16 protein-coding genes are annotated in these 21,360 nt (G+C 73.0%); 8 read left to right on the plus strand and 8 right to left on the minus strand.

From position 1 onward, the window contains the following. Positions 1–79 precede the first annotated feature (79 nt). Positions 80–202: a hypothetical protein gene (locus ACIPPS_RS17770; protein ID WP_401432503.1), complete on the plus strand. Its 123-nt coding sequence runs from the start codon at positions 80–82 to the stop codon at positions 200–202. Positions 203–298: 96 nt separating this feature from the next. After that, positions 299–829 carry a winged helix-turn-helix domain-containing protein gene (locus tag ACIPPS_RS17775; RefSeq protein WP_401432506.1) on the plus strand — a complete coding sequence of 177 codons (531 nt, stop codon included), beginning with the start codon at positions 299–301 and terminating at the stop codon, positions 827–829. Between the two features lie 97 nt (positions 830–926). Here the strand turns inward: ACIPPS_RS17775 and ACIPPS_RS17780 are convergent, their stop codons facing one another. Both ACIPPS_RS17780 and ACIPPS_RS17785 read right to left on the minus strand, forming a co-directional pair. Then, positions 927–2,342: a PepSY-associated TM helix domain-containing protein gene (locus ACIPPS_RS17780; RefSeq protein WP_401432509.1), complete on the minus strand. Its 1,416-nt coding sequence runs from the start codon at positions 2,340–2,342 to the stop codon at positions 927–929. A 45-nt stretch (positions 2,343–2,387) separates the two neighbouring features. Further along, the gene (locus tag ACIPPS_RS17785) at positions 2,388–3,011 is read right to left on the minus strand and encodes a hypothetical protein (RefSeq protein WP_401432512.1); all 624 of its coding nucleotides are present in this window, start codon (positions 3,009–3,011) and stop codon (positions 2,388–2,390) included. Positions 3,012–3,223: 212 nt separating this feature from the next. Between ACIPPS_RS17785 and ACIPPS_RS17790 the strand changes: the two genes are divergently transcribed. After that, the gene (locus ACIPPS_RS17790; RefSeq protein ID WP_401432514.1) at positions 3,224–4,597 is read left to right on the plus strand and encodes a DUF1996 domain-containing protein; all 1,374 of its coding nucleotides are present in this window, start codon (positions 3,224–3,226) and stop codon (positions 4,595–4,597) included. Positions 4,598–4,646: 49 nt separating this feature from the next. Here the strand turns inward: ACIPPS_RS17790 and ACIPPS_RS17795 are convergent, their stop codons facing one another. Beyond that, on the minus strand, positions 4,647–5,051 hold the full coding sequence (locus tag ACIPPS_RS17795; RefSeq protein WP_401432516.1) for a hypothetical protein: 405 nt from the start codon (positions 5,049–5,051) through the stop codon (positions 4,647–4,649). Positions 5,052–5,171: 120 nt separating this feature from the next. On the opposite strand from ACIPPS_RS17795, the gene ACIPPS_RS17800 reads away from it, so the two are divergent. From ACIPPS_RS17800 to ACIPPS_RS17815, 4 genes are all read left to right on the plus strand, one after another. Next, positions 5,172–5,972 (plus strand): tyrosine-protein phosphatase, encoded by an 801-nt coding sequence (locus ACIPPS_RS17800; RefSeq protein ID WP_401432519.1) that lies wholly within the window; start codon positions 5,172–5,174, stop codon positions 5,970–5,972. Between the two features lie 154 nt (positions 5,973–6,126). Next, a complete protein-coding gene (locus tag ACIPPS_RS17805; RefSeq protein ID WP_401432522.1) occupies positions 6,127–8,070 on the plus strand; it encodes a hypothetical protein in 1,944 nt (647 codons plus the stop codon). A gap of 82 nt (positions 8,071–8,152) precedes the next feature. Continuing rightward, the gene (locus ACIPPS_RS17810; RefSeq protein WP_401432525.1) at positions 8,153–9,037 is read left to right on the plus strand and encodes a metal-dependent hydrolase; all 885 of its coding nucleotides are present in this window, start codon (positions 8,153–8,155) and stop codon (positions 9,035–9,037) included. Beyond that, positions 9,034–10,098, plus strand: a complete 1,065-nt coding sequence (locus ACIPPS_RS17815) for a PDR/VanB family oxidoreductase (protein WP_401433127.1) — start codon at positions 9,034–9,036, stop codon at positions 10,096–10,098. The genes ACIPPS_RS17810 and ACIPPS_RS17815 overlap by 4 nt, the downstream gene beginning before the upstream one ends. A gap of 16 nt (positions 10,099–10,114) precedes the next feature. Here ACIPPS_RS17815 and ACIPPS_RS17820 read toward each other — a convergent pair whose 3' ends face one another. After that, on the minus strand, positions 10,115–10,381 hold the full coding sequence (locus tag ACIPPS_RS17820; protein ID WP_362013524.1) for a hypothetical protein: 267 nt from the start codon (positions 10,379–10,381) through the stop codon (positions 10,115–10,117). A gap of 38 nt (positions 10,382–10,419) precedes the next feature. On the opposite strand from ACIPPS_RS17820, the gene ACIPPS_RS17825 reads away from it, so the two are divergent. Then, the gene (locus ACIPPS_RS17825; RefSeq protein ID WP_401432529.1) at positions 10,420–11,142 is read left to right on the plus strand and encodes a TetR/AcrR family transcriptional regulator; all 723 of its coding nucleotides are present in this window, start codon (positions 10,420–10,422) and stop codon (positions 11,140–11,142) included. Between the two features lie 203 nt (positions 11,143–11,345). Here ACIPPS_RS17825 and pulA read toward each other — a convergent pair whose 3' ends face one another. The 4 genes from pulA to ACIPPS_RS17845 all read right to left on the minus strand — a co-directional run bounded on the left by pulA (position 11,346) and on the right by ACIPPS_RS17845 (position 21,319). Continuing rightward, a complete protein-coding gene (gene pulA, locus ACIPPS_RS17830) occupies positions 11,346–16,703 on the minus strand; it encodes a pullulanase-type alpha-1,6-glucosidase (RefSeq protein ID WP_401432532.1) in 5,358 nt (1,785 codons plus the stop codon). A gap of 67 nt (positions 16,704–16,770) precedes the next feature. After that, on the minus strand, positions 16,771–18,474 hold the full coding sequence (locus ACIPPS_RS17835; protein ID WP_401432535.1) for a carbohydrate-binding module family 20 domain-containing protein: 1,704 nt from the start codon (positions 18,472–18,474) through the stop codon (positions 16,771–16,773). 134 nt (positions 18,475–18,608) lie between these two features. Beyond that, entirely contained in the window at positions 18,609–19,679 is a 1,071-nt protein-coding gene (locus ACIPPS_RS17840) for a LacI family DNA-binding transcriptional regulator (protein ID WP_401432538.1), read from the minus strand. Continuing rightward, the gene (locus tag ACIPPS_RS17845; RefSeq protein WP_401432541.1) at positions 19,667–21,319 is read right to left on the minus strand and encodes a glycoside hydrolase family 13 protein; all 1,653 of its coding nucleotides are present in this window, start codon (positions 21,317–21,319) and stop codon (positions 19,667–19,669) included. Before ACIPPS_RS17845 ends, ACIPPS_RS17840 begins: the two co-directional genes overlap by 13 nt. Between the last annotated feature and the right edge of the window lie 41 nt (positions 21,320–21,360).

The raw sequence follows: 21,360 nt of genomic DNA on the forward strand, positions 1-21,360 counted from the left end.
GCGTTGTCGGATGCGGGTCGGCGACTGTCGAGAGGCCCAGGGGGTCGTCGGCCGCATTCCCTTCTGGTTCAATAGGGATATGGACCTCACCCAGAACGCCGCCTCGACAGGTCGCTTCGACCTCGAGCCGTTCTGGCCCTCGCGGCAGCACCACGACTTCGACCGGTGCTGTCGGCGCGTGCGGAACGCGTCGGCCCTCTAACGCCCCGACCGGGATGTGACCCGGTCCCGCGGCCTTCGGCCGACGCGCGAACGTCGTCGTACGTCTCCGACTCGCGCGAAAGAGCTGAGTTCTGCCATGGCCCACACCCAGACCGCCTCCACCGCTTCCCTCACGCCGCTGCGACCCGGTCGGCACCGGCTCCGAGCCGTCGATCCGAACGAGGTCGTCGACCTCTCCCAGGTCGCGGAGTTCCTGCCGCCCGGTGCCACCCTGCTGCCAGCCCCGCCGCACGCGTTGCCGACGCTGCCGGGGCGGCCGCCGATGGTCGGGTATCTCGTCCTCCTGCCCGCCGACCGGCAGCCGGCCCCCGTGACGCCCGACGAGGCGGGGCCCGTCACCATCGACACCGCCCGGCGCGTGGCCCAGGTGGACGGGGTCGAGATGGACCTCACGTACCTGGAGTTCGAGCTGCTCGCCCACCTCGTCTCCCACCCCCACCGGGTCCACACCCGCGACCAGCTGGTCACGACGGTCTGGGGGTACGGACACGTGGGCGACGGGCGGACCGTCGACGTCCATGTGGCGCGGCTGCGCCGGAAGCTGGGCGCCGAGCACCGCCGCACGATCCAGACCGTGCGGCGGGTCGGCTACAAGTACGCGCCCTGATCACGCCGCCCAGGCCGGCCCCGGCCCGCTCAGGTCGACGCCGGCCCAGGCCCGCTGAGGCCCAGGCCCGCTCAGGCCCAGGCCGGCGCAGGCCCGCTCACGCCGCCGTGGACCTCGCCCGCACCCGGGCCACCAGGCCGAGGGTGAGGTCCACGGCCAGGAACGCCACCAGGCTGAGTCCCAGCATCGGGACGAACCAGCCCACCAGGGCCGTCGCCGCGAGCAGCGGCAGCAGCATGGTCGGCGGAACCTTTCGCCACGTGCCGCGCGCGACCGGCCGGCCGGGGCGGCGGAGCCACCACATCCGGTAGCCCCAGACGATCAGCAGGATGAGCGCGAGGGCGAGGGCCGCCAGCGCCAGCTGGTTGAACAGGCCCAGGAACACGCCCATGTGGGCGTCGATACCGAAGCGGGTCAGCTGGGCGAGGACGGGGTAGTCGGCGAACCGCAGCTCGTCCATGACCGTCCCGTCGGCCGGGTTCACCGCGACGGAGTCCAGGTGCACGGGGAAGACGGTGTCGGTCTCCTTGACGACGTACCCCGTGCCCTCGGAGGGCAGGACGACCGAGATCCTGCCCTCGACGCCCTTCGCCCCGGCCGCCTCGACCACCGCGTCGATGCCGACGTCCACGCCCGTCGGGCCGGCCGTGTGGCCGCCCATGTCGTGGCCCTCGTGCTCCGAGGAGCCGCCGACCGCGCCGCTGTCGAGGCTCGCGGAGACGGTCGGGGTGGCGCCGCCGAGCTGGTCCTGGACGGCTCCGATGTTCTCGCCGGCATACCGCGACCAGGTCAGACCGGTGGCGGAGAGCATGACGAGACCGAGCACCGCCCACAGGCCGACCGTGCCGTGCCAGGACAGCGTGCGACGGCGGGACTTCGGGCCGCCTTCCGGTACGAAGAGGGCGCGGCGGTTCTTCCGGCGCCTGCCGAGCCACAGCAGCAGACCGCCGAGGGCTGTCAGCCACAGCCAGCTGGCCGCCAGCTCGCTGTAGTTGCGGCCGAGGTCGCCCAGGTGCAGATCGCGGTGGAGTTCGTCGATCCAGGCGCGCAGCGGGAGCGCGCCTGAGCTGCCGTAGCTGGGAAGCTGACCCCGGATCTCGCCGGTGTACGGGTCGACGAAGACGGCGAGGGACTTCCCTTCCTCCACGTCCGGGTCGGCCATCAGGACGCGGGTGGTGGCGCCGTCCTCGGCGGAGGGCCAGACGGCGGTGACGGTGCCGTTGGGGTTCACCTCGGTCGCGGCGTGGACCTGCTGCGAGAGCGGCAGGACCGTGTCGCCGACGGGGGCCTCCAACTCGTGCGCGTACACGATCTTCTCGGCCTGGAAGGAGAGCGCGTAGAGCAGGCCGCTGGCGGCGGCGACGAGGAGGAAGGGGGCGATGAGCACGCCGGCGTAGAAGTGCAGGCGCAGGACCAGGGGGCGCAGCGCGCTCCAGGTGCCGGTGGTCGTGGTGGTGGTGTTCTCGGGTGGCGCTTCGGGGGTTTCCGGGCGCGCGACATCGTCGATGGTCATGGCTGTCCTGGGAGTCGGGTGTCGACAGGGGGAATCGCCCCCGGGTCAGACGTGCGCTCCGAGGGCGGTGGCGCGGGGTGCGGACAGCCGGGGCGGGCCGCGCCGGGAGAGGGTGTGGGCGAGGGCGACGCCGTGCAGCCGGCGGTGGTGCGGGCGGGGGCGGAGGGGCCGCGGAAGCTCGGGCACGCGGACGACGGCGAGCAGCAGGCGCAGCGGTGTGAAGGCGCTCGCGCCGACGGTCCGGGCCAGCGCGAAGAGCGCGGCCTCGCCCCTGGCCAGCCAGAGGCCGCAGACGAGGGCGGCGAGGAGGTGGGCGGCGAGCATGCCCAGGGAGGACGATCCGGCGTTCGCCGCCATCTCGACGACCGGGTCCGTGGCGGTGTCGCCCAGGCCCATCGCCTCGTGGTCCATGCCGGGATGGCTCGTCCCGGCATGGCCGGTCGCCCGGTGGCCGGTCGTCGCCCCGCCGCCGAAGGCCCCGCCGTCGCCGGCCGTCGCCGCGTGCGACCGGCCCGCCGAGAAGATCAGGTGCAGCGCCGTCTGCACGGCGGCAAGACCGCCGGCGATCGCGTACCGGCCCCGTCTGCGGCCGCCCGCCAGCCACGCCAGGCCGCCCGTGACGGCGAACGCCAGGTACAGCGGCCCCGCCGGGATCTCGTGCGCAGACATGGACGAATGCCCCACGGCGGCCAACACCACACACACCGCCGCGAAAAGCGCGGCTCGCAGGGCGCGTATAGGCGACCGGGCGTCCGTCATGATTCGGCCATGGTGACATCCCGCCGCCGAGAGCGGGAGACCGCCTCCCAGGTCAGCGCATCGCACGCATATCCGTATCCGATCCGCTGAACGGATGGGGCGTGGTGTGCGTATGGAGGCCCATGCGACGCACAAGAAAACGTTCGACACGCGCGAAACGAGCGGTGGCCGCCTCCGTCGCCCTGATTCTGGGTGCGGGCGGTCTGGTCGCCGCCAATGTCTACGCCTCCGCCGGCGAACGCCGGGGGGACCCGCCGCCCGACCGGCAGAACGCGGTCTCGACGATCGACTGTCCCGACCCCGCCGAGGAGCTCACCGACGTCCCCGAGGAGGCGCGGGACTCCGTGGACCGCGACCTCGCCGCCCTGGACAGTCAGATCACCGTCGCCTACCAGCGGCTCGCCGACGACCGGGAGCGGGTGGAGAGCGACCCGGACTTCGCCGAGGAGCAGATCCTGGCGCCGCTCAAGGACGAGCGGCTTCCCGTCCTGCAACGGATCGGTCAGTCCGTGGATGAGCCGCTCGACGGTCTCGCGCCCTGCACCCTGCGCGCCGACGACGAGCCGAGCGGGGGCGGCCGGGGAGGGGACGAGCAGGGGCAGTCCGGGAACGGGCCGGAGGCCGCCGACTTCGTCGACATCCGTTCCGTGGGCCCGAACGTGAAACTCCCCCAGCAGCGCCGGGGCGGCTCGCGCGGCTCGTTCGCCACCGACTGCGGCCGGAACCAGAACGGCACGTTCAACTCCGACAACGTCATCGTCGCGCCGGGTGTCAGCAACGGCGCCCACCACATGCACGACTACGTCGGCAACCAGGCCAACGACGCCTTCGCGAGCGACGACGACCTGGCGCGGGGCCGGACGACCTGCCGCAACCAGGGCGACCGTTCGACGTACTACTGGCCCGTGCTCCGGCTCCAGAACGGGCAGGAGGAGGACGACGCCGAGGCGGACGGCGGCGGCAAGGACCAGAACGTCGGAGAGATCCAGACGCCCGCCCAGGTCACCCTGAACTTCGTCGGCAGCCCCGTCTCCAGGGTCACGGCCATGCCCCGCTTCCTGCGGATCATCACCGGCGACGCCAAGGCCTTCACCAACGGCGACGCGAATGCCAACGCCTCGTGGTCCTGCACCGGGTTCGAGAACCGCCAGTTGAAGGACAAGTACCCGATCTGCCCGCAGGGCAGCAAGGTGGTGCGGACGTTCCGCTTCCAGAGCTGCTGGGACGGGCGGAACACCGACAGCGCCAACCACCGCACCCACGTGGCCTTCGCCGATCCGGCGAGCGGGCGGTGCGGCAAGGGCTTCCGTGCGATCCCCCAGCTCGTCCAGCGGGTCGTCTACGACGTCCCGCCCGGTCCCGGCTTCGCCGTCGACTCGTTCCCCGAGCAGCTGCACAAGCCGGTCACCGACCACGGCGACTTCATCAACGTCTTCGACCAGCGGCTGATGCGGAGGGTGGTGGACTGCGTCAACAGCGGACGCCGGTGCACCTGACCCTCCGCGCCCGCCCTCCGGGCGGACGACGCCACGTTCGAAACGCGACCTAGTGGTGCCCGGCGGTATCGGAGGGGTGCGCCCCGTGCGGCTCGGTGGTCTCGATGCGACCACCGAGCCGTTCGCGTACCCGCTCCACCGTCGCCACCTCGCCCGACACAGCCCACCTGCGGCCGACGAGGTACGAACCGCCGTAGTCCTTGGCCTGGTTGAGCCACTCGCGCAGCCCCCGGTCGGTCGCGAAGGTGGTCAGGACGTACGTCCCGTCGTCCGTGGCACAGCTCGTCTGGCGCAGCTCCGACGCGTCCGTCTGCACGTCCGGGGCGCAGCCGGCCCGCTCCGCGATCTCCTCCAGGCTGCCGCTCGTCTCCTGGGGAGCCTCCTTCGGCGCGGACTCGCACGCCGCGAGGGCGAGGAGGAGCGCGGCCACGGCTGCCGTTCGTCGCGTACGCATCAGCATCCGCCCATCCTGCCCGCCCGGTCGCGCGCAGGTGGGCGGAATCCCATCGGTTACGGTTTGGTAGGCATTGCCCGGATCATGTGCCTGCTGTACCGATACGGAGGAGCCGACGCCGTGCCCGCCATTCCCGCCGCCAGCGTCGCCAACCTCCGCGACCTGGGCGGCCTCCCCCTCGGCCGGGGCCGTAGCGTCCGCTCCGGCCGGCTCCTCCGCTCCGCGCAGCTCGACCGGCTCGACCCCGCCGAGCCCGCCGTGGCCGCGCTCGGCATCCGTACCGTCGTCGACTTCCGCACCGCGTACGAGCGCGCGGAGCGGCCCGACCACGTCCCGCCGGGCGGGCGGCTGCTCCTCGCGGACGTGCTCGCCGACTTCCTGGCCAGCAGCGGCCTGCCGCCCGCCGCCCAGCTGAAGTCGCTGCTCACCCATCCGATGCTGGCCGAGCAGACCCTCGGCGGCGGCCGGGCCCACGAGGCCTTCACGCGGACGTACCGGGCCTTCGTGTCGACCGACTCCGCCCGCCTCGCCTACCGGGCGTTCCTCGTCGAGCTGGGCGACCCGCACGGCGGTCCGCTGCTCTTCCACTGCACGGCGGGCAAGGACCGCACGGGCTGGGCGGCGACGATCGTGCTGACGCTGCTCGGCGCGGACGAGAAGACGGTCATGACGGAGTACCTGGCGGTCAATCCGGCGGTGCGGCACGCGTTCGCGCCGATGATCGAGGGGTTCACGGCGCAGGGCGGCGACCCGGAGCTGGCGCTCGCCCTGATCGGGGTCGTCCCGGAGTACCTGGCGGCGGCGCTCGACGAGGTGGTGGTCCGGCACGGCTCGATGGAGGCGTACGTACGGGACGGGCTCGGCGTCCCCGACGAGGTGACGGCCGTGATCCGGGAGCGGCTGACCGTGTACGACGTCTGACGCGGTCCGGACGCGGGGGCGGAGTCGGCCCCGGCCCTGCCCCATCGGCCTCGCCCCCGCCCCGCCCCGGGCGCCGCCTTCCGGGGTCCGGGGCCCGGCGCCCGGCCCTCCGCGTCCGGGGTGACCATCGCACGATTCGCTCGTTCTGCTGAACGTGAGCACCCAGGAACTCGGCCCCTCCCCCCACGGCTCCCCCCTCGATCCGGTCGACGTCGACCAGGCCGAGGCCGCGCTCGTCGAGCACTACCCCCGCCTGGTCCGGATCGCGTACCTCGTGCTGCCGCCCTCGCTCGGCCGCAACCGGCGGGTCCTGACGGCGCACGCGCTGGTCCAGCGCTCGCTGCCCGCCCGCCGGACGTCGGGGGGCGAGGTCCCCGGACCGCGTCACGCCGAGGACGCGGTCGACCCCGGGTACGCGTACGTCCGGGGCGAGGTGCTGCGACAGGCCCTGGTCGCGGGGTTGCCGCTGCTGCGCCGGGCGCTCCCCCGGCGGGCGCAGTTCCCGCCGCTGCTGCCGCAGGTGTGGGGGCTGCGGGTGTTCCCGCGCGCGGGCGGCGCCGACGAACTGGCCCTGGACCAGCGGCTCTCCGCCCTGTCCGGCCCCGCCCGCGCGGTCTACGTGCTGCGGGGCCTGGAGCGGCAGGGCGATCCGCAGGTGCTGCGGGTGCTCGCGGCGGCCGGGGTGGCGGAGCCCGTGGCTCGCGCGGCGCTCGGCGAGGCGGACGCGGTGGAGGCGGCCCTCGGGGTCGGCTCGGCCGGGCTGCTCGACTCGCCGGAGTTCGATCCGTGCTCCCTCCAGGTCCGGCCGCCCGACCTGATGCGCCGCCGCCAGCACGGCCGGGCGGCGCTCGCGGCGGCGGCGGCCGTCCTGGTGTGCGGGACGCTGCTCGGCCTCCCCGGCGACGGCTGGGGGCGGGCAGGCGCCGCCGCGCCCCCGTACGCGCGCAATCCGGCGGCCGAGGCGGCGCTCGACCCGGGGAAGGTGCGGCGCGTCCCGGCCGGGTTCTGGCAGAGCTCGGCGCGGACGGACTTCTCGGTGTGGCCGGCCAGGGGCGGCCTGGTGGCCGACCGGGCGCTGCTGCGGCGGGCACTGGCCGTGTGGGCCCGCCCCGGCGGCTCCGTACGGTCGTCGGCGACACCGGGGACGCCGGTGGGCCCGCCGATGGGCGCGCCGACCCTGCTGTTCGCGGGCGTGGTCGACGGGTCTCGGGTGGTGCTCCTCCACGACGGGCTGCGGGCGGTGCGGTACGCGGAGCCGGTGGCCGGGACGGCGGGTGCGGCGCTGGACTTCGCGCGGACGGACGGCGCGGACGCGGTGGGCTCGGCGGCGCTCGTCCTCTCTCGCACGACGGCCAACGTGCGCTATCTGACGGCGCCTTGGGTACGGGAGACGGCCGTACGGGACCTGCTGGCGCCGGCCAAGGAGCCCTGGTCGCTGGCGCGGGACGCGCACGGGGTGACCGAGCCGCTGCTCAGCCCGGCGCAGGCGCGCGGGTGCACGGCGTGGAACACCCTCCAGGTGCGGGACGCGACGGGGGTACGGCTCCTCGCCGACCTCGGTGAGCTGGCCCCGGCCCGGCTGACCTCGGGGCCGCCGGCGGCTCCGGTGGACGTGACGGCGCGGGGGGCGCGGGAGCTGTGGGCGCGGACGGCCTGCCGGTTGACGGCGGTCCGTTCGCTCGGGGTGCGGTCGGTGAACGCCTGGCCGTTCGCCGAGCAGCGGCTGCCGGAGGACGGCGGCCGGGCAGCCTGGGTGTGCGCGCGGGCGGAGACCTGGCGGGGCACGGGGACCCGGGTCCTCGCCCAGTTCCAGGTCCCGGCGCCGGGGGTGGCGGCGGCCGTGGTGGCGCAGGCGGAGGAGTCCCCGGCGTGCGGTGCGCGTGAGCCCAGGGTCCTCGCGGGGGTGCTCTGGCAGGCGAAGAGCGGCTCCTGGTACGTCCTCGCGGCGGGCAGCGGGGACTTCGTGTCGCTGCGGACCACGGGCGGGGTGAAGGGGGCGGCGGACGGCCGGCTGCTCGCGGTGCGGGCGAAGGCGGGCGCCCGCGCCGACCTCGACGGGACCCTGGGGGACGGGACGCGGGTGGGCGCCCTGCGGTAACGGTTCGGCGGACGGCCGGGGGCCCGTGAAATGTCGTGCACGACCCTGTTGCCAACTGCTTACCCCTCAGTACATTGACGGCATGTCTAATACGCAGCCTGCACCGGTGGCGTCGGAGCACATCGAACTCAGGGCCCGCAAGGTCTCCTTCGACTGGGAGGAGACCCCGCTCCACTGGGTTCCCGGCGACCCGTTCACCACCCACACCATCAACGTGCTGCACCTGCTGCTCCCGGCCGGCGAGCGATGGTTCGTGCACGTGTACAAGCAGGTGCTCCCGTTCATCACCGACGACCGGCTGCGTACCGACGTCATCGGCTTCATCGGCCAGGAGGCCGTCCACTCCCAGGCGCACGACGACGTGCTGCCGCACCTCAAGAAGCTCGGCCTGGACCCCACTCCGTACACCGCCCAGGTCGACTGGTTCTTCGAGAAGCTGCTCGGCGACCGGACGCTGCCGCCCGGCCGGGCTCGGCGCTGGTGGCTGATGGAGCGGGTCGCGCTCATCGCCGCCATCGAGCACTACACCGCCTTCCTCGGCAACTGGGTGCTCAACGCGGAGGAGTTGGACCGCCGGGGCGCGGACCCGACCATGCTGGACCTGCTGCGCTGGCACGGTGCCGAGGAGGTCGAGCACCGCTCCGTCGCCTTCGAGCTCTTCATGCACCTCGACGGCGGCTACCGGCGGCGCGCCCGCACCTGGGCCACCGCCTTCACCGCCATGGTCTTCCTCTGGCAGCGCGGCACCCGCTTCTTCATGGAGAACGACCCCACCCTCGTGAACGGCAGGGCGTCGGTCGGCCAGCTCGTCCGCAAGGGCCGGGAGGGCGTGCTGCCCTCCACGCCCGACCTGCTGCGGGCCGTCCCGCGGTACCTCAGCCGCGGCTACCACCCCTCCCAGGAGGGGAACACCGCCCAGGCGGTCGCGTACCTGGCCGGCTCCCCCGGCGCCAACGGAGGCCGCTGACCATGCCCCGTCCGCTCACCGTCGTCCTGGCCGTCGGGGCCGCGGTCCTCGCCAAGCGGGCCATGCGGCGCCGGATCACCTCCGCCCCGCTCTGGCCGATGCCCACCCTCGACGAGCCCGTCTCGGGCCGGGGCAGGCTCGCCACCGTGACCCGCAGGGCGATCGTCACCGCGCGCACCGAGCCCGCCGAGGGCGTGGTCCTGCTCCGCCTCGAAGGCACCGGCCTGCCCGCCTGGCAGCCGGGCGCCCATGTCGACCTGGTGCTGCCGTCCGGCCTGGTGCGCCCGTACTCGCTCTGCGGCGACCCGGCCGAGACCGACACGTACACCGTGGCGACCCGCCGCGTCGAGGACGGCCGGGGCGGCTCGCGCGAGGTGCACGAACAGCTCCACGTGGGCACGGAGATCGAGATCCGCGGGCCGCGCAACCGGTTCCCGCTCGTCGACGCGCCCGCGTACGTCTTCGTGGCGGGAGGCATCGGTGTCACTCCCGTCCTGCCGATGCTGCGCGCGGTGGAGGCGGCCGGGGCGGACTGGCGGCTGCTGTACTGCGGGCGCGGGCGCGCCACCCTGCCGTTCCTCGACGAGATCGAGAAGCTCGACGGCGGCGCCGGCCGGGTGACGGTGGTCGCCGAGGACGAGGAGGGCCGCCCCGAGCTGGGGTTCCTCGCCGGGGTCCCCGAGGAGACGGCGGTGTACTGCTGCGGCCCGGAGGGGCTGATGGCGGCGGTGGCCGCCGCGCTGCCCGCGGGCCGGACGCCGCACCTGGAGCGGTTCTCCCCCGCCGTCACGGCCGGCGGCGGCCCGTTCGAGGTCGAACTGCGCCGCTCCGGGCGTACGGTGACGGTGGCGCCGGACCAGTCGGTGCTGGCCGCCGTGCGGGGCCAGGTGCCCGGCGTCGCGTACTCCTGCGAGCAGGGCTTCTGCGGCACCTGCCAACAGCGCGTCCTGGAGGGCGAGATCGATCACCGGGACGAGCTCCTCACCGACGCCGAGCGGGCCGGGTCGATGCTGATCTGTGTCTCGCGGGGCGCCGGGGAACGGCTGGTCCTCGACCTCTAGGGTCGGCGCCCGCCGGTCAGGGCAGGATCAGCCAGTCGAAGGCGAGGGCGGCCGCGAGGCCGCCCACCAGGAGCCAGGTGCCCAGCCGGGTGCGCCCGTTGCGGGAGAGCTCGATCACGACGCCGCAGAGGATCATCGCGAGCCCGTACACGCCGACGACAAGCACCGAGGTACGGCTGGCGAGCCGGATGGCCAGGACCACGGCCATGGCGACCAGCAGAACGGAGGCGGCCGCTATCCGCAGTTGGCGGGCCTGCTTCGGGCTCAAACCGGATGTGCTCATGTCCAGGGAGCGTAACGGACGCCCGTTAGGCTGTTCGCATGACGACCGGGGTGCGCCGCAGGATGGGCGTCGAGGAGCGCAAGCAGCAGCTGATCGGGGTGGCTCTTGAGCTGTTCAGCCACCGTTCTCCCGACGAGGTCTCCATCGACGAGATCGCCGCGGCCGCGGGGATCTCGCGGCCGCTGGTCTACCACTACTTCCCCGGCAAGCAGAGTCTGTACGAGGCGGCGCTGCGGCGGGCGGCGGACGAGCTTGCCGCCCGTTTCCTGGAGCCGCCGCAGGGTCCGCTGGGCGGGCGGCTGCTGCGGGTGATGGGCCGGTTCTTCGACTTCGTCGACGACCACGGCCCCGGTTTCGCGGCGCTGATGCGGGGCGGCCCCGCGGTGGGTTCCTCCACCACCAACGCCATGATCGACGAGGTGCGGCAGGCGGCCTACGAGCAGATCCTGGCGCACCTGGACGTCGAGACCCCCTCGGCCCGGCTCGAACTGGTCGTCCGCTCCTGGGTGTCGCTGGCCGAGTCGACGGCGCTGCTCTGGCTGGACGGGCGACGGGTGCCGCGCGCCGAGCTGGAGCTCCAGCTCGTGCACGACTTCGCGGCCCTCGCGGCGGTGAGCGCGGCCTACGACACGGAGATGGCGGACATCCTGATCCGGATCCTCGCCGACGAACCGGCGGACGGACCGTTCGGCGAGCTGGTCGTCCGGCTCATGACGCTGGTGCCCCGGGTGCCGGTTCAGGGCGGTCAGGCCGCGCTCTAGGGCGGTCGTACCGGGAGCGGCATGAACGCTAGAGGTGACCTTCCGGCCGGCGGGTGGGCGGTGGCCCGGCTGGACTGTGTGACGAGCAGCCCGCGGCTCCGTACGTACGCACGGAGCCGCGGGCTACGGCGTCGTCGGCGAGGAGCCGGGAAAGCTCGCCGCCGACGGCACGCGTCACGGGGTCACGCTCCTGGAGCAGGCGCTCACCCGGCCTTGAAGACGGCCACGGTGCGGGCCGGGACGGTGAAGGTGCCCGTCGCCGCCTCGTAGGACGCCGACCTCACCGTGGTGTCCGCGCCCGCCGCCTGGACCGGGTGGAGGGCGTAGCCCTTGCCGGCCAGGGCGGCGATCCGCTGGGGCTGCCGCTGCGGGGTGGCGTTGAGGACGACGACCAGGTCGCCCAGGCGCATGGTGATCACGCCCGGGGTCTCGCCGGTGCCCGACAGCGGGAAGGACAGGGTGTCCTGGACCTGCCCGGCGGTGGCGAGGGAGAAGGCCGGCTCGGTCGTACGGATGCGCTGGAGGTCCCGGTAGGCGGCGGAGGCGCCGTCGATCTGCGCGCAGCCGACGGTCAGCGCGGGGGCGGTGAGCAGCGGCTTCCCGAAGGACCACTTGGGCTTGTTGTCGGCGGCGGGCGGCAGGCCGCGGCCGAAGCCGTTGCCGTCCCGGCAGTCCCAGTGGATCGCGTTGAACCAGTCGCCGCTGTCGTACGAGTTGCGGTCGAGGGACTTGGAGCGCAGCAGGTCCGAGCCCGCCTGGGAGAGCGCGGGACCCTGCGAGAGCGTCGCCGTCGCCATGGCGAGGACCTGCGCCCTGGCCCGGTCGACGGCCGTGGTGGTCGCCGGGAGCTTGAAGGCGAGCGCGTCGAAGAGGGTCTCGTTGTCGTGCGCGTCGGCGTAGGCGAGGGCGTCGCCCGGGGCGGCCGCGTAGCCGGCGGGGGCGCCGTTGTAGTCGACCTGGCTGCCCTTGACCGTACGGCCCGAGGTGTCGGTGAAGGTGTAGTCCGCGAGGTTGCCGGAGAGGCCGACCTTGATCAGGTCCTGGTAGTGGAGCAGCCGGGCCTTCTGCTGCTCGGGGGTGCCGTTGGCGGTCGAGGAGTTGGGGTCGGTGTAGAGGCCCGAGGCGAAGCCCTGGACGCCCGGGTCCTCGTCGAAGGGGCCGCCGCCGCGCACGGCGTCTCGGGCCCGGTCGGAGAAGGTCGCGATGCCGGTGCCGGCCATGTTCTTCTGGGTGGCCTGGACGAAGCGGGCGTCGTCGGCGATCTCGCCGAAGTTCCAGCCCTCGCCGTAGAGGACGATCGCCTTGCCGTCGACGCCGTCCTTGGCGACGGTCAGCGCGTCCAGGGCCTTGCGGACGGCGAGGATGTTCTCCTTCGGGTGGTGGCCCATGAGGTCGAAGCGGAAGCCGTCCACCTTGTACTGCTTGGCCCAGGTGACGACCGAGTCCACGACGAGCTTGCCCATCATGGCGTTCTCGGGCGCGGTGTTGGCGCAGCAGGTGGAGGTGGCGACGGAGCCGTCGGCCTGGAGGCGCTGGTAGTAGCCGGGGACGACCTTGTCGAGGACGGACTTGTCGGCCTGGCCGCTCGCCACGGTGTGGTTGTAGACCACGTCCATGACCGTGCGCAGTCCGGCGCCGTTGAGGGCCTTGACCATCTCGCGGAACTCGACGGTGCGGCGGGTGCCGTCGGGGTCGGTGGCGTAGGAGCCTTCGGGGACGGTGTAGTGCAGCGGGTCGTAGCCCCAGTTGTAGGCGTCCTTGGCCGCGGCGGCGGCCACGCAGGCCTGCTGCTCCTCGGAGTCGGGGGCGTAGACCGACAGGTCGCAGGCGGGGGCGGTCTGGTCGGACTTCTTCTCGGGGACGGTGCCGATGTCGAAGGCCGGGAGCAGGTGGACGTAGGAGGTGCCGGAGGCGGCGAGGTCACGCAGGTGGCGTGAGCCCTTGCTGCCGGTGTCGGTGAAGGCGAGGTAGGTGCCGCGGTGGCGGACCGGGGTGGTCGGGTCCGCGATCGAGAAGTCGCGGATGTGGAGTTCCTGGATCTGGGCGTCCCGCAGGGGCACGGCCGTCGGCTTCCGCAGCCCGGTCCAGCCCTTCGGGGCGAGCTTCGGGTCGGCGAGGTCGACGACGAGGCTGTGGGTGGAGTCGGTGGTCAGGGCGGTGGCGTAGGGGTCGGTGACCTTGTTGGTGACGAGCTGCCGGACGCTCGGCGCCCAGACCCGCACCACGTACCGGTACGGCTTTCCGCTCCACGCGCGCGTGCCGGTGACCGACCAGACGCCGGAGGCGTCGTCGCGGCGCATGGGCACGGTCCTGCCGTCGAGTTCGAGGGCGACGGACCGGGCGGTGGGCGCCCAGAGCGAGAGGGTGGGGCGGCCGTCGCGGAAGACCGGGCCGAGGGCGGCGCGGGTCGCCTTCGGCGCGTACAGGTCGTCGAGGACTCCGGCGAGTTGGACGCCCGTGGCGGTCAGGACGGCGCCGTTCGCCGCGTACTGGGCGGCGACGAGCTGACCCCGCAGGGCCTCGCGGGTCCTGTCCCGGTCGCGCGGGTCGACGGTGAAGGCGCCGTACGCCTTCAGGTGCGGGAAGGCGGCCTTCTGGGCGTCGGTCAGCTGCGTCGGGGTGAGGCGCAGCACCTGGCGGTCGCCGGTGAGCGTCCCGTCCTCGACGGCGATCGCACCGTCGCGGGAGGAGAGGAGCATGCTGGAGGCGGCGGCGTCGTTGCCGTTCCAGGCGAGCGTGGTGTCGTCGATCCAGACGGCCTGCGCCGTGGTCAGGTCGAGCGCGGCGCCGCTGCCCCTGGGCTGCGGGAGCAGGTACTTCTCCTGGCCGCCGAGCATCCAGACCTCGTGGCCGTGGGCCTTCAGGTCGAGGGACTGGTCGGTGGGCAGGTCCTTCTCGTCGCCCTTGTGCAGGATGTACGAGAGGGAGGTGGCGCCGGCCGCGAGCGGGACCTCGTAGACCGCTCCGTAGGCGTCGGTGCGCACGGGCTCCAGCGGCTTGCTCCAGTCGGTGGGGTTCGCGGCGCCGGTCCAGGTGTGCAGGCCCCAGCCGGCGTGGTCGCCGTCGGCGCGCTGGTAGTGCAGGACGGCCTTCGTCGTGTCCTGGGGCGGGTAGGCCCCCTCGGGCGCGGTGGTCAGGACCTCCGGCTTGCCCTGCTCGATCCAGACCTCGCCGGTCGTGGAGAGGTCGACGGTCCGGTCGGCGTCGGTGTCCTTCACGCCGTCCTTGTTCACGGCGATGAAGCCGACCGAGGAGGCGCCGGGCTTGAGCTTGACGTGGGCGAAGGCGCCGTACGCGTCCCGGCCGGTGAAGGGCTTGCCCGCGGGCCAGGTGGTGCCTTCGCCGTCGGCGATGTCGCCCCAGGCGTACAGGCCCCAGTCCGCGTAGTCCCCGGCGGGGCGCTTGTAGTGGACGATCGCGTAGTCGCGCTGGGTGGCGGTCGGCGGCTGCTCGACGGCCGGGGCGCCACTGGTGGTCGCGGCGGTCGCGCTCGCGGTGCGGCCGGCGCTGTCGACGACGACGGCCTTGTAGCGCAGGGCCGTTCCCGCGGGGGCGGTGACCTTCTGGGTGACCTTGTACGGGGCGTGGTCGGCGGAGCCGAGGACCTGCCACCTGCCGTCGCCGGTCTGGGCGGCGAAGACGACGCGGTTGAGCTGCCCGCCGGTGACGTCGGCGGAGAGTTCGACGGTGCCGGTGGCCCCGGTCTCGGGCGCCTTCAGCGTGATCGTGGGCGTGGCGGCGGGCGCGCCGAGCGGCTTGTCGGCCTTGAGCACGAGGGAGCCCAGCGCCGGGACGGTCACCTTGATCTTCGTGTCACCGGCGCTGGTGACGCGGGCGTCGCCGCCGTGGATCGCGGTGAAGCGCGTGCCCGCGGAGCCGGTCGGGATCTCGACGGTCCTCGCCTCGGTGGAGCTGTTGACCGCGACGACATACGCGTTCCTCGTGCGGGCGTCGGTACGGGAGAGGGCGTAGACGGAGCCCTCGGCGTACCGCTGCTCCTGAACGCCGTCGCGCAGCGCGGGGTGCTTCTTCGTGAGCGCGGAGAGGGCGGCGATCTGCCGGTACAGGGGGTGGCCGGTGTCGTACGCGTCGGTGGCGTGCGTCCGGTCGGTGCCGAGCTGGTCGTCGTCCAGGTAGTCGGCGGTCTTCGACGCGAAGAGGGTCTGGCGGGAGTCCTTGTCGCCGCCGGCGCCGGTGTAGCCCTGTTCGTCGCCGTAGTAGACGACGGGGTTGCCGCGGGTGAGGAACATCAGCTCGTTGGCGAGCCGGTAGCGGGCGAGGAGTTCGGCGTCGTCGGCCTTCGGGTTGTCCTGCGTGAGGAAGGTGCCGAAGCGGCCCATGTCGTGGTTGCCGAGGAAGGGCACCGACTCGTAGGCGTTGGCCTTGTCGGTGGTGTAGCGGTAGTCCTGGCCGAAGAGGTTCGCCAGCTTGTCCGCCGTACCGCCCTGGGAGGCGAAGGCGCGGGCGGCGTCCTGGAAGGGGAAGTCGAGGGTGGCGTCGAGGCGGCCCTCGGTGACGTACGGGGCGGTGATCGCCGGGTCGGCGGAGTAGACCTCGCCGAACATGAAGAAGTCGTCCCGGCCGCGCTTCGCGGCGTACTCGTCGAGGGCGGTGGCCCACTGGGTCCAGAACGCGGTGTCGACGTGCTTGACGGTGTCGATGCGGAAGCCGTCGATGTCGAAGTCGCGGACCCAGCGCTGGTAGATCTTCTCCATGCCCTCGACGACCTCGGGACGTTCGGTCCACAGGTCGTCCAGGCCGACGAAGTCGCCGTACTGGGAGGACTCGCCGGCGAAGGTGGAGTCGCCCCGGTTGTGGTACATCGTCGGGTCGTTGAGCCAGGAGGGGACCTTGAGGTTCTTCTTGGCGGCGGGGACGACGGGGGTGCGGGGGAAGGAGTCCGTGTCGACGCGCGGGAAGGAGCCGCTGCGGTCGTCGAAGGGGGCGCCGTCCTTCGTCAGGTAGGGGAAGGCGCCCTTGGAGAGGTAGCCGTAGCTCTTCTCCTCGTAGTCGACGACGTCGGCGGTGTGGTTGGTGATGACGTCGAAGAAGACCTTCATGCCCTTGTCGTGGGCCCGGTCGATGAGCTTCTCCAGGTCGGCGTTGGTGCCGAAGTGCGGGTCGACCTGGGTGAAGTCGGTGATCCAGTAGCCGTGGTAGCCGGCGCCGGCGTCCTTGCCGGTGCCCTGCACGGGCTGGTTCTTGAAGATCGGCGCGAGCCAGATGGCGGTCGTGCCGAGGCCCTTGATGTAGTCCAGCTTCGTGGTGAGGCCCTTGAGGTCGCCGCCCTGGTAGAACCCCTTGTCGGCGGGGTCGAACCCGGTGTCGAGCCGGGTGCCGGTCAGGCCGCCGCGGTCGTTGGCGGTGTCCCCGTTGGCGAACCGGTCGGGCAGCACGAAGTAGAACTGCTCACGGGTGAGGTCGTGCCGGGCGGGCTGCGCCGCGAGCGCCCGGTCGGAGGGCGGGGGCGGGGGCGGCGCCACGGCGGCGGCCGGGAGGGCGGGCGCCAGCGCCGCGCACAGGGCGGTGGCCACGACGGCCGCCGTTCTCTTGCGTATCACGGGGGTTCTCCCTGGAGGTACGGGAAGGGGGGCCGCCCCGGCGGGGCGGCCCTGGTGGGGGGTGCGGTCAGGTGCGGAAGGTGTCGCTCAGGACGGTCCGGCCGGAGGCGGGGACGGTCGCGACGCGGTTCGCGCCGGACTCCCAGGTCACGTTGCCCGCCGCGTCCTTGCGGACGTACTTGTACGCGAAGGTCGTGCCCGCCGGCAGGGAGACGTCGAGCTTCCAGACCGGGTACGAGGCCGGGTCCAGCTTCAGGGCCGCGGCCGGGGACCAGTTGCCCAGCTCCGCGCGGTCGCCGGTCACGTAGATGTTCTGGCCGGAGACCGTGGTGGCGTCGACGTGGAAGGAAGCGCCCGTGGCGGCCGGCGGCGGGGTCGTCGTGCCGCCGCCGCAGCTCCGCGCGCCGACGTGCAGGGCCACGGCCGTGTGGGCGCCCAGCGTCGCCGTGAACTGGCCGGCCGCGTTCACCGTCACGCCCGTGTTCGACTGCACGTCGCAGTAGGTTCCGGCCGGCAGCGCCGTCTGGAAGGTACGGGTCAGCGACGCGCCCTCGTGGTTGATCGCGAGGTACCCCTTGTCGCCCCGCCCGAACGCGATCGCGTCGGCGCCGTTGTCCCACCAGTTGCCGACCGCCGTGCCCCGGGTCGCGTTGCGGAAGCCCACCATGGAGGCGATCTCGCGCCACGCGTGCTGACACTTCCAGCCGTCGCTGTAACAGGCGTTCACCTGGCCGCCGTTCGGCGCGCCCGCGTCCTTGTCGGACCACTCGTAGCCGGAGTGGACGTCCGGGGAGCCGTACGGCCAGGCGAGCATGAAGACGCTCGCCAGGGTGTAGGCGGCGCCGTTCTTGTAGGTGAGGGTGTCGCCGCCGCGCTCGGTGTCGTGGTTGTCGACGAAGACGCCCGACTTCCCGGAGGCCATGTAGCCCCAGGACTCGCCGAAGTCGTTCAGGTACGCGAGCTTCTCCGAGTCGAAGATCCGCTTGAGGTCACGGGCGTAGCGGAACTCCTGCACGTCTCCGTTGCCCAGGTACTCGCTCGGGGAGACCGCCTCGCCGGCCCCGTATATCGCCTCCTGCTTCCAGTGGACGCCCGGGTCGCTCAGCCGCGACTTGATGTTCGCGAGGTCGGCCGCCGGCATGTGCTTGGCCGCGTCGATCCGGAAGCCGTCGACGCCGAGCGAGAGCAGGTCGTTCATGTACGCGGCGATCCGGCCCCGCACCCAGTCCTCGCCGGTGTCCAGGTCCGGGAGGCCGACGAGCTCGCAGTTCTGGACGTTGGCGCGGTCCTGGTAGTTCGAGATCGTGGCCCGGCAGTCGTCCATGTCGGCGCCCGAGTACAGGCCGGGGTAGGCGTACTTGGAGAAGGAGGTCCCGCCCGTCCCCGTGCCCGAGGCGTTCGCCATGTGGTTGATGACGGTGTCCGCGACGACCTTCACGCCCGCCGCGTGGCAGGTGTCGACCATGGCCTTGAAGGCGGTGCGGTCGCCGAGCGGTCCGGCGATCTTGTAGCTGACGGGCTGGTACGCGGTCCACCAGGTCGGTCCCTGGATCCGTTCCTGGGGCGGCGAGACCTGTACGTAGCCGTAGCCGGCCGGACCGAGCTGGTCCGTACAGGCCTTGGCCACCGAGGCGAACTTCCACTCGAACATCACCGCGGTGACGTCCTTCGGGCCGGGCGTGGCCGCCTGCGCGGGGGCGGGCGGCGCCGTGACGGCCACAGCGGCTCCCGCCACCAAGGCGAGTGCAGCGGCCACGGTCTTTCTGGCCATGATTCCTCCTGACGACGTCCCTGTCGCAAGAAGTTGCCGAAAATGACAGCAACTGTTTTCAGCCGTGACCGTACGAGTGCCCCGGTGCGGGGTCAACCCTTTGGACCCCTCAACGCAAGGGACGTCGCAAGGAGTTACAGCGAGGCGTCGGCGGGCGGCTGCGCCGTCGAGCCGCGGACCACCAGCTCCGGCTGGAAGACGAACTCCGTGCGCTGCACGGGGTTGCCCTCCACCTCCTCCAGGAGCGCGCCGACCGCCGCCGTCGCCATCGCCTGCACGGGCTGGCGCACGGTGGTCAGCGGCGGGTCGGTGAAGGCGATCAGGGGTGAGTCGTCGAAGCCGACCACCGACACGTCATGGGGCACGTCCAGGCCCCGGGCGCGCACCGCGCGGATGGCGCCGAGCGCCATCAGGTCGGAGCCGCAGACGATCCCGGTGCAGCCCTGGTCGAGCAGGATGTCGGCCGCCGCGTGCCCGCCCTCGACGCCGAACAGGGTCGGCCGGACGTACCGTTCGGCCTCCGCCCGCTCCATCCCGAGGAGCTGGTGGAGCTCGGCCGCGAACCCCTCCGCCTTGCGGCGCGAGGGCACGTAGCGGGTCGGCCCGATCGCCAGGCCGATCCGCTCGTGGCCCAGTTCGACCAGGTGCCGTACCGCCATCCGCGCGGCGGCCCGGTCGTCGGGCGAGACGAAGTTGGCGTCCACGCGCTCGTTGTAGCCGTTGATGAGGACGAACGGGACGCCCCGCGCGGCCAGTCGGACGTACCGCTCCGGGTCGGCGGTGGCGTCCGCGTGCAGCCCGGAGAGGAAGACGATGCCGGTGACGCCGCGCTCCTCCAACTGCTCGACGAGCTCGTCCTCGGTGGCGCCGCCGGGCATCTGGGTGCAGAGCACCGGGGTGTAGCCGTGTCCCGCCAGGACCTGCTCGATGACCTGGGCGAAGGCGGGGAAGATCGGGTTGGTCAGCTCGGGGACGACCAGACCCACCAGCCCCGCGCTGCGGCGTTTCAGCCGTACGGGACGTTCGTAGCCGAGCACGTCGAGCGCGGCGAGCACGCGGTGCCGGGTCCCGCCGGCCACGCCCGCCTTGCCGTTGAGGACCCGGCTGACCGTGGCCTCGCTGACACCGGACTGGGCCGCGATGTCCGCGAGCCGCGGGCCGCCGTTCCCGGCGCCCCGCGGCAGGGGAACGGTCACACCGCCCACCAGACGGTGGTGTCGGCGGGCAGCTCCACGACGCCGTCCCCGTGGGAGACCGGCTCGTTGGAGAGGAGGAACCGGCCGGGCAGCGGGACGGAGATGGCCCGGCCGGTGGTGTTGGCGGTGCAGACGAAGCCGTCGCGGCGGAAGGAGAGCACACCCTCGGGTGCCTCCAGCCACTCGACGCCTTCGCCCGCACCGAGTTCGGGGCGCTCGCGGCGCACGGCGAGCGCGCTGCGGTACAGCTCCAGGGTGGAGCCCGGGTCGCCGGCCTGCGCCTCGACACTGAGCCCGCCCCAGGTCGGCGGCTGCGGCAGCCAGCTGCCGCCGTCGCCGAAGCCGTACGAGGAGCCGTCGACGGTCCACGGGATCGGCACCCGGCAGCCGTCGCGGAAGCCGTCCTGGCCGGTGGCGCGGAAGAACGACGGGTCCTGCCGGACCTCGTCGGGCAGGTCGGTGACGTCCGGCAGGCCGAGCTCCTCGCCCTGGTAGACGTAGGCCGAGCCGGGCAGCGCCAGCATCAGCAGCGTCGCCGCCCGGGCCCGGCGCAGACCGAGCGCGCGGTCGCCGGGCTCGCGCAACTGGGTGCCGAGGCCGGCCGGGTTGGCGAAGCGGGTGGCGTGCCGGGTGACGTCGTGGTTGGAGAGCACCCAGGTGGTGGGCGCGCCGACCGGGCGCATCGCGGCGAGCGAGGCGTCGATCACCCGGCGCAGCTCCTCGGCGTCCCAATGGGTGCCCAGGTACTGGAAGTTGAAGGCCTGGTGCATCTCGTCGGGGCGCACGTAGTGCGCGGTGCGTTCGACCGTCGGGGTCCAGGCCTCGGCGACGAGGACGCGCTCCCCGTCGTACTCGCTCAGCACCTGGCGCCAGGAGCGGTAGATCTCGTGGACGCCGTCCTGGTCGAAGAAGGGCATGACGTCGTTGCCGAGCAGCTTCAGCTGGTCGTGGGCGCCGATGTCGGGCAGCCCCGCGGCCTTCACCAGGCCGTGGGCGACGTCGACGCGGAAGCCGTCCACGCCCATGTCGAGCCAGAACCGCAGGATGGAGCGGAACTCGTCGCGTACGGCGGGGTGTTCCCAGTTGAAGTCGGGCTGCTCGGGGGCGAAGAGGTGCAGGTACCACTCGCCGTCCGCGGTCCGCGTCCAGGCGGGCCCGCCGAAGATGGACTCCCAGTCGTTGGGCGGGAGTTCGCCCTCGGCGCCCTTGCCCGGCCGGAAGTGGTAGCGCTCGCGCAGCGGGGAGCCGGGGCCCTCGCGCAGTGCGCGCTGGAACCACTCGTGCTGGTCGGAGGAGTGGTTGGGCACCAGGTCGACGATGATCCGCAGGCCCAACTCGTGGGCCTCGCGGATGAGCGCGTCGGCGTCGAGCAGGTTGCCGAACATCGGGTCGATGGCCCGGTAGTCGGCGACGTCGTAGCCGGCGTCGGCCTGCGGGGAGGCGTAGAACGGGCTGAGCCAGACGGCGTCGACGCCGAGGTCCTTCAGATAGGGCAGCCGGCCGCGGATGCCCTCCAGGTCGCCCATGCCGTCGCCGTTTCCGTCGGCGAAACTGCGCGGGTAGACCTGGTAGATCACCGCGTCTCTCCACCAGCCCGTGTGCGTGCCGGTGGTCGGGGCGGCGGCGGGGGCAGCGAGATGCTGGGTCATGTCTTCCTTGATCGGTAAGGAGATGGCGTGGGCGTACGAGT

The organism is Streptomyces sp. NPDC090127, from assembly GCF_044746945.1.
Classification (GTDB): domain Bacteria; phylum Actinomycetota; class Actinomycetes; order Streptomycetales; family Streptomycetaceae; genus Streptomyces.